Here is a 7,904-nt window from a genome sequence, read left to right as displayed (position 1 = left end):
GTTGAAACCGCCCCAGTAGTAGTTCCAGCTGTGGTGACTTCCGCTGTAGCGTGCCTGTTCCTTTGCTATCTGCAGATAGTTTGCATTCGTTTCTTTTTGGTATTTGTAAGCATCCCGGTAAGCTTCCACCGATTTTGTCCCCTTGCTTGCCTTAATGGTATCGGTCAGGTCTTCGATGGAAGTCTGCAGTTTCTCGTTCCGGTCCGTAAGACGGTCTATAGCCGCCTGCACTTCCCTGGCGTTCCCGCCGATGCCGAACAGTTTGTTGAAACCTCCGAAAGACACCGTGTTCAGCAGTCCTCCGATACCATTCACAAGGGAACCGCCTATCTGTTTGAACAGGTCTCCGCTGAGGATATTGTCGAGTATTCCGGTTATCGCATTGAAAATGGTATCTATCAATGATGAGATAATCGGGCCAATACCGTCTTTCAGCAAATCCAGTATGGAGAGAATGGCCGATATGATTTGTCCGATGACTCCGGCACTTGACAGGGTTTCGGACATCCGGCTGATGGCATCGCCGACCTTGCCTCCGATATTCAGTTTTGAAAGACCGGTAAGCATGTTCTGGATTCCTTCAAATGATCCCTGCAAGGTTCCGCTCGCAAAGCCGTGCAACCCGTCGGATACCATGTTCAACCCGTCAACCGTGTCCCGGGAGGCACTTTTCACCTCCCCGGCAAGCGCCTTCATTTCAGAGGTGGCGTTCAGGTATTCTTCGTCAGCTGAAATGCTGGACGATTGGGCCATTTGAAGAGCGATTTTAGTACGTTCTATTTCTGCCTGGTTACCGCTTTCAAGAGCCTTGTTGTAATCGGTCTGCGCTGCTTTTAACCGAATGAATGCCGCTTCCTGCTGCAGTTCCGCATTTTGCACGCGTGTTACGGCATCCCCCAAAGCGTGCATCTGCGTTTGCAGCCGGGCAAAATCCAATGTCCCGTTGCCACCGGGGAGCATGCTTTGAATCCGTTCGATGGCATCGTAAACGACCTGCTGGTCTGCGGCTCCCGTTTTTTTGAACTCATCCGTCTTGACATACTGTTTAAGCTCGCCAAGCAGGTTCTTCATCTGGTCTGCAAGCAGACCGGTCAAATCCCCGAACGCTGCTCCCCAGTCTATCTTCTGGGTAAGGGCTTCCATGTCCACTTTGTGCACAGCCGCATCACGCTGCTTCTCCAAAGTCAGCCTTTCTCCCTGGGACTGTGCCTTGCGGATTTTCTCGGCATATTCTTCAGCGATGGCCAGTTTCTGCTGCTGGAAGGTCCCGTATTCCTTCAGATAGTCACGCATGGCTTCCGCCTCTTCCCTGTACACGTCCGCCTCCGCTTTTTTCCTTGACTCGGTGTTTGAGGCACGGGCTTTTTCAAGTTCATCCTGTTGCTCCCGGGTAAGTCCGTTATCTCCGGTGGAAAGACCGGCTTCCTTGTTCTCACGCTTCCAGTCGGCTTCCTGCCGGTTTATTTCTTCTTTCCGGGCGTTATAGTCATATTCGATTTGTGCCAGTTTCTTTTCGGTACCGGCTTGCATACGGTCTATCTCTTCCTTCCGGTTCTCGGCCTGCAGGGCGGCAAGATCCTGCGCCAGCCTGCGCTCTGTGGCAAGCCGTTGCTTGGCTTCCGCTTCCGGATTCTTCCCGGACTGTTCGGGGTCGGTATGTCCGCCGATATTTCCTTTTTTGGCTGCTTCTGCCGCTTTCTTTACCTCTTCCTCCGCTTTTTTCAGATAACCGTCGCGTTTGTTTTCGGCATTTTTCAACAGTATGTCATAAGCTTCCTGATCATGTTTCTTAATGGCAGCCTGTGCATCATAGAACTGCCCGGATTCTGCCATGCTTGACTGCATGATATATTGTCCCCATTTCCCGAAAAAACCCATGGCGCTTTCCGCCTCTTCCGGTTTCTGCGCCTTGATTTTATTCACCTCTTCATCGGCTTCTGCAGCTTTTTTTACAAGGTTCTGGACATTGGCCTGGTGCAGCAGGACCTGTACATAGTCCTCGCTCTTTTGGATAAGGGTATCATACCATTCGGAAAGTGTTTTATAATACCCGAAAGATTCCCCGTACTTGCGGTTCAGTTCCTCTACCTTCGCCTTTTCCTGTTCCTTGCTGCCGGTGAAGTTCTTTATTTCATCGATGACCGATTTCAGTTCGAAGCGGGTACGCACCATCTGGGCACGGCCGTCCTTCTCTATCTCGGTCATTTCCTTGACTGATACGTTGAATTCATCCACGCCTTTTTTGGCACTGAACAGGTTTTTCGTCCAATCCCAGATTTCATCACCGTACATTACCAGCAGCATGATGCCGGTGGTCATGGCCGTCTGCCAGGAAAAGAGCGAGGACAGGACCTGTTTCCATACCGGTGTGCCTTTCTTGCCTGACTTCTGCAGCTCATCATATTCCTTACGGGCACGGGCCAGTTCGTCCGTAAAAATCGGCAGGTTGTTGGATATGGCCAGAAAGAACATCTGCGGTCCCATGGCCAAAGAAGGCATTTCACGGGCCATCTGCTGGATGCTGTTGTGAAGCCCGTTGAACTGGCGCTGTGCATTGGGCATGTCTGCAGGGGTGACCTGCACGGATTCCGATTCCTCCTGCAGCAGTTTCAGTTTGCCGCGCAATTCCTCAAGCTGCTTCTCCAGTGCATGGATCTGCGCGATATTGGCACTCTGGTCCAGATTGGGGGCAGCCGTCTCCCCGGCAAGGCGCAGCCTTTCCAGTTCAGCCTCCAGCAGCCTGACGGTATTACGCAGTTCCAGCGCCTCACGTTCGGCCTTGTTCATGCCGGGCGTGAGTTTGTCCTTCATCAAAAATTCAACTTCTACAGGTTTGCTCATTCCAGTTTGCTTTGAAAAAATCCTACTATATCGTTCGCTTCATCCTCGGCGCTGTGTTCCGGTCTGGGAGCACCGTTTCCGCCGCCTTGCTTTTTCCGCACATACCGCGGCGCGTCGCTCAGCATCATGATCAGCGTCTGGTAATTCACCCCATCAAGGATGTAATCCACGCTCCAGCCGGTCGCCGATGCAATCTGCCACACGAAGCCGAAAGGGCTATGGGAACCTTCATACCGGGTTCTTAACTCCCCTTCCTTGCCTGGCTCAGTCTCGGAGTCATCGGGTTCGCCCGCGCTGTCGAGCTGATAATACGCATAAAATCCTTCGTGCCCATCAGACGCTCGAATGTTCGGAACATGGCCGTCAGATAACGCCACTCCACAAAGTTCCGCAGTACCCACGCTGTCACCCCGATGCCCACGTGCCGCGACACGTATCCCCGGCATACCGTATAGGCCAGCAGGCGGCTCACAGCCTTACCATGCTCCGCCACAAAGGCCAGTTCCTCGGTCTTGTCCTTCGGTTGCCAATCGGGTTTGACACCCGTCTTCAGGTATTCCCGCGCCAGCAGAATCTGACCCCGCAGCCTCGGACGCTTCATCGTCACACGCACCTCCACCGGGCGTTTCAGCCACGGAAGCTTCCACCTTTTAAGAGGTACGGACACGCCGCTGTCAAGCAGCGCGTCCGCACACTCCATCTCTATCAGTTGTTCCAAACGGTCAGCCATACGTTAGCCCTCCTCACTTTGGAGCGATGCTGCAGCCGCGGCTTCCGCCGGCGGCAGCTTGTACTGCCCCCACTCGTCCGGTATTGCTTCCGTATCGAACACGCCGTAAGGCTGCGAACCGTCCTCCGGCATCGCCACTTCGAGCGTAACCTCTATCTTGGAGGTTTCTGTAAGGGTCAGCTTGCCTGCAGGATTGGAAAGCAGCGTGGCGTTGGGAATCAGTACGCTCTGTCCGGACACGAGGGAGAGTTCCCATGGTCCCTGCATGACAAGCACCTCCGACGGGGCTGTCCAGCCGATCGGAGTTTTCTTTTCCGAGTCTTCTTTCTTATAATGCAGGCTGCCGCCAAGCAGTTTGTGCAGGTTCGAATAGTTCATCTGGATCACATTGAACGTCGGGGCGATGCCGCCGTTACTCTGTGGGATGACCAGCACCGGGGCACCCTGCACCTGTTCGGCCTCGATCTTCGCGGCCTCGGGTTTCTTGCCGCCCAGGTCAAACGAGTTCTTTTCAATATACCCGATTGTGAAATCCTTATACTTTACGGCTCCTATGCCGTACATGAAATTCTTGTTCATCGTTTATAAAGTTTGATGGTTAATAACACACCGGCCAATAAGCCGGCCAATACACCTGTGATAAACGTCCGCATCCGGTTCGGAGGGCGTTTTTCTACTGTTTGAACGTCATTTGAAATTTCGCTCTTGGTTTCGCTACGGATGCGCGCCAGCTCTTCTTCATACCATAGCACCAGCTGCTGCAGACTGTCACACGAGGCTTCGGCCACGATGTTCCCGCTGTCGTCGCTGCCTACGGTCAGATTCGCCTGTCCGCTCTTGCCACGGTACACGGCACCTTCAGGAAGTTTACGGAGGCTGTCCGCAGGTATAGACAGCTTCACCGAACTCGCCGGTATACCCGCCATCACCAGTCCCGCCCGTCGGCTTCCGCTCGCGCTGTCGGTGCTTGCCGATTCCGTCTGTATCTTCTCCACCGTCGTGCTCTTCCTGCTGCTTGCGCAGCCCGCCAAGCACAGGACAGTCATCATGATGGCGGCAACTGTTGGCAGTGTCAATGGCCTTGCGCAGTCGCGCCATTTCGCGCTTGTTGGCCTGCAGGTCTTTTCTTGTTGCATTCAGTTCTTCTTTTAAGGGTACCACAATATTGCTCACCAAAACGCGGGTGGCATGTTCTGCGTTATCCACACGCACACCCTCTGCGTCGGCTTCGGCTTTCATCGCTTCCGCTTTCGCTTTCCTCACCGTAGCACGCAGGGAACCGATGGCTGCTACAGTGCCCACAAGGCCGCCGCTAAGAATAATGTTCATGATCTCGCTAAAGTCCATACCACCCGTTTTTTAGTCAGTCAACCTTTTATTCTGCTTCCTCGCGTTTCTTTCGGAATAGTCCGATAACCCATTGCACCAGTCCCGTGTCGGCTACCCCATTGGCTACAAGTGAGGCACCAAAACCATAGAGCAAGGCAATGTCCCAGCTCACATCACTCACAAATCCGGCATCAAGCCACCACAGTAGCATCGCGCACACCAAGCCCACACACCAGCTCACCAGCTGCGTCACCCAGCCTTTCATGTTGGGGAACAAACCTTTCAACCCTTCAGTAAGCACCACCACACCGCCGACGAAACCGGCAAAGGTGCCAATCATTGCGTCATAGTCCGTTGCCGGAACATCGGCCCCTTGGGCCATCACAGCCGATACTGTTCCCAGCATCAGCATCATAAACAGCATAATTCGTTTCATTGATTGCTTCTTTTATTATTGGTTAATACCTATTTCTTTCAGCCATTTCTGTACATCGAAACTGGGGCAGGCTTTGGCCGCCAGCTCGTTGTGTCCCACAATGCGCACATCCGGGAATCTGCGATGGAAGTCCTTCACATACTTCTCCAGTGCCTTTTTCTGGCAGCCGGTGCGGGTGTCCTTCGGGGTCTTGCCGTCCTTGGCCACACCGCCGGCATACACAATGTGGCGGCTCACGCTGTTGTACCCCTTGGCTCCGTTGGTCACTTCCCAGGGATCCACCTGCGCATCCTCGTTGTTGTTCACCAAGCGTTCCACACCGCCCTGCAGGTGGAACAGGTCGGTGTAGCCCACCTGTTTCCAACCTCTGCCACCCTGGCTTACGGGCGAAGTGTGCCACTTCCGGATGTCCGCCGATGATACCTCACGCCCCTCCGGGGTTGCCGTACAGTGAATTACCAGATACTTCAATTTTGCCATACCATCTTATCCTTTCTGGTTTTGGGTAATGGTAATCTTGGCCGTCTTGCTGCGGTCGGCATTGAGCGTAAGGGTCAGTGTACCGGTTTTCTGACTGCCACTGTTTGCACCGGCCGAAATCTTCACGCCTTTATCCGTCGCTTCCACCTTGAAGCCGGCAGGGGCACTGCCTATCTCATATTCTCCGCTGGCGGTCACGGTCACTTCTTCACTGCCACCGGTTGCCTCAAGGGTCACACTGGCAGGGTCAACTGAAATCTTCTTCTCGCTCGCCTTGAACACGGGGTTGCTTCGCTTGTCCAGCACCACCACTTCTTCACCGAAGGCAATGTTCGTGTCAGCCTTCATCAGCATCTTGAAGAAGTACAGTTCGCTCGCGTTCGAGATCTTGTCAATCTGAATCACGTCTTCATCGTCCTGCAGGTTCACAGCCGCAAACAGGTTGCCGCCGGCATCGGGCGAACAGAGGGTGCACACAATCAGATCATCGGGCCAGGCCGCAAGCGTCTCAATGGTAATGCCCTTGTAGCGACGGGCATTCACATCGGTTTCGCTCGTGTTCTTGGACTCGCGCTGGGTCAGCTCGTCATCATACTTGTCAAAGTCGTTCACGCTCATCAGAATGCGGAGGTCCGGGTTGTTGCGGATGGCCACGGGAATCTTCGCACGCATGGCTTTCAGTCTGCCCAGCATGGTCGATTCTGCGCTGTCCACCACAATCACCTCAGTATCCTTGGCCATCTGGGTCAGGATGCCGTTAAACAAGTGGTCGTCATCATCCCCATATTCACCGTTCACATAGTGGTCACCCAGTTCAAACTGTACCCGCTTGGCCAACTCGGCAAGCAGGGCGTTCTGCGCTTCGGGCGGAAGTTCCGAGAATACCAGGTTGCCCTTCGGCTGCCATTTGCGCCAGATGTTCTCGAACGTGCGGGGGTTAAACACCGTAAAGGCCATGAAGTCCACCGGGTCAAGACTCTTTTCGTCGTAGTTGAAGTTGCCCTTCGAATCCTCCACGCCGGGGTTCTCCTTGCGCTTCTGGAGCATCTTGCCGGTCTTCAGGCGCGGCAGGCTGATTTTCTTCTCCACACCGGGAATCACCATGATCAGCCCCTTTTCCACAATCTCATTGCTCGTAGCGGCAAGCGTCAGCAACTGTTCCAGTACCTCGCCGCTGTAATTCGTGTTTCTTACAATTATTGCCATAGTTCAATCACTTTTTACGTTTGTCCTTAATTTCTCGCATACGCCTGTTCCAGGGGCTTTCTTCACCATTCGGTTCCAGATGCAGGTCTTCCATCACACGGCGCTTTACCGGCAGTTGGGCCAGGGCCTTTTCGCCGTTCTCGCGGTCATTGGCCAAAAGGTTTTCGTAGATGGGGCGGGTAGTCGCATCAATGCGACCGTCCTGCTCGGCTGCGTCAAGCAGCTGCTTGCGGGCGGCAAGGTCTTCGGCTTCAGCCTTGTCTTCGTAGGTCTTCACCTTGGCCTTCAGGTCGGTGTTCTCTTTCGTAAGGATAGGTACCTTGCCTGCCTCTTCCTCCAGTTGGTCCATCAGGCGGAACACATCCGCATCACTCGCGCAGTCCTTGAAGCGCGGGCGTTTCTTTACGTCTTCCAGATTCATGTCTTCTCTGTTTTTTTGTGGCTCAACGAGCCGGTTATTGAATAAAGTATATATCTGCGCCGGTGTACTGTCTGCCGGCACGGGGTCTGCATCATAGATGTCGTCTATGAAACCAAGGTCCAGGGCTTCCTTGGCGGTCAGCCAATGGTCCTCGCCGTCAAAATAGGTCTGTTTCACTTCTTCCTTGCTCATGCCCAGCCGCTCGGCATAGATTTCACTCAAGCTGCCTTCCAGGCTTTCTATCTCTTCCATGCAACGCTGCAGGTCCTGCTTGTTGCCGTAACACCCGCCGCTCACACTGTGCAGCATCAGACGGGCATATTTGCTCATTTCTACGGGCTTGCCGCAAAGGGCTATCACACTGGCCATGCTGGCGGCTATGCCATCCACATAAATGCGGATGTCGGCCTGGCTATGGCGCAGGGCGTTGAATATCGCAATGCCGCTGTACACTTCCCCGC

At 54.0% G+C, this 7,904-nt stretch carries 10 protein-coding genes; all 10 read right to left on the bottom strand.

Annotated elements, in window-relative coordinates:
- Positions 1-2,841: viral A-type inclusion protein (locus AB5903_RS17310; RefSeq protein ID WP_368118076.1), on the bottom strand; the 2,841-nt coding region annotated here is incomplete at its 3' end.
- Positions 2,838-3,044, bottom strand: a complete 207-nt coding sequence (locus tag AB5903_RS17305; protein ID WP_007562496.1) for a hypothetical protein — start codon at positions 3,042-3,044, stop codon at positions 2,838-2,840. The genes AB5903_RS17310 and AB5903_RS17305, both read right to left, overlap by 4 nt.
- Positions 3,045-3,082: 38 nt before the next feature.
- Positions 3,083-3,571, bottom strand: coding sequence for a hypothetical protein (locus tag AB5903_RS17300; RefSeq protein WP_005798252.1), 489 nt, complete (start codon positions 3,569-3,571; stop codon positions 3,083-3,085).
- Positions 3,572-3,574: 3 nt separating this feature from the next.
- The gene (locus AB5903_RS17295) at positions 3,575-4,150 is read right to left on the bottom strand and encodes a hypothetical protein (protein ID WP_005798256.1); all 576 of its coding nucleotides are present in this window, start codon (positions 4,148-4,150) and stop codon (positions 3,575-3,577) included.
- Positions 4,147-4,473: a hypothetical protein gene (locus tag AB5903_RS17290; protein ID WP_224205180.1), complete on the bottom strand. Its 327-nt coding sequence runs from the start codon at positions 4,471-4,473 to the stop codon at positions 4,147-4,149. The genes AB5903_RS17295 and AB5903_RS17290 overlap by 4 nt, the downstream gene beginning before the upstream one ends.
- Positions 4,439-4,918 carry a hypothetical protein gene (locus tag AB5903_RS17285; protein ID WP_368118075.1) on the bottom strand — a complete coding sequence of 160 codons (480 nt, stop codon included), beginning with the start codon at positions 4,916-4,918 and terminating at the stop codon, positions 4,439-4,441. Before AB5903_RS17285 ends, AB5903_RS17290 begins: the two co-directional genes overlap by 35 nt.
- A 28-nt stretch (positions 4,919-4,946) precedes the next feature.
- A complete protein-coding gene (locus tag AB5903_RS17280; RefSeq protein ID WP_007562505.1) occupies positions 4,947-5,336 on the bottom strand; it encodes a hypothetical protein in 390 nt (129 codons plus the stop codon).
- Between the two features lie 15 nt (positions 5,337-5,351).
- Positions 5,352-5,816, bottom strand: coding sequence for an N-acetylmuramoyl-L-alanine amidase (locus tag AB5903_RS17275; RefSeq protein WP_007562507.1), 465 nt, complete (start codon positions 5,814-5,816; stop codon positions 5,352-5,354).
- 6 nt (positions 5,817-5,822) lie between these two features.
- Positions 5,823-7,022, bottom strand: coding sequence for a BACON domain-containing protein (locus AB5903_RS17270; RefSeq protein WP_007562509.1), 1,200 nt, complete (start codon positions 7,020-7,022; stop codon positions 5,823-5,825).
- Between the two features lie 7 nt (positions 7,023-7,029).
- Positions 7,030-7,904 (bottom strand): head maturation protease, ClpP-related (locus tag AB5903_RS17265; RefSeq protein WP_368118074.1); only part of this gene is annotated, 875 nt, incomplete at its 5' end.

This window comes from Bacteroides sp. 2201st1_D9_2201SCRN_220225 (assembly GCF_040928965.1).
Lineage (GTDB): Bacteria > Bacteroidota > Bacteroidia > Bacteroidales > Bacteroidaceae > Bacteroides > Bacteroides stercoris.
The sequence above is the reverse complement of the archived record's forward strand: the minus strand, read 5'-3'. Positions and strand labels throughout refer to the sequence as shown.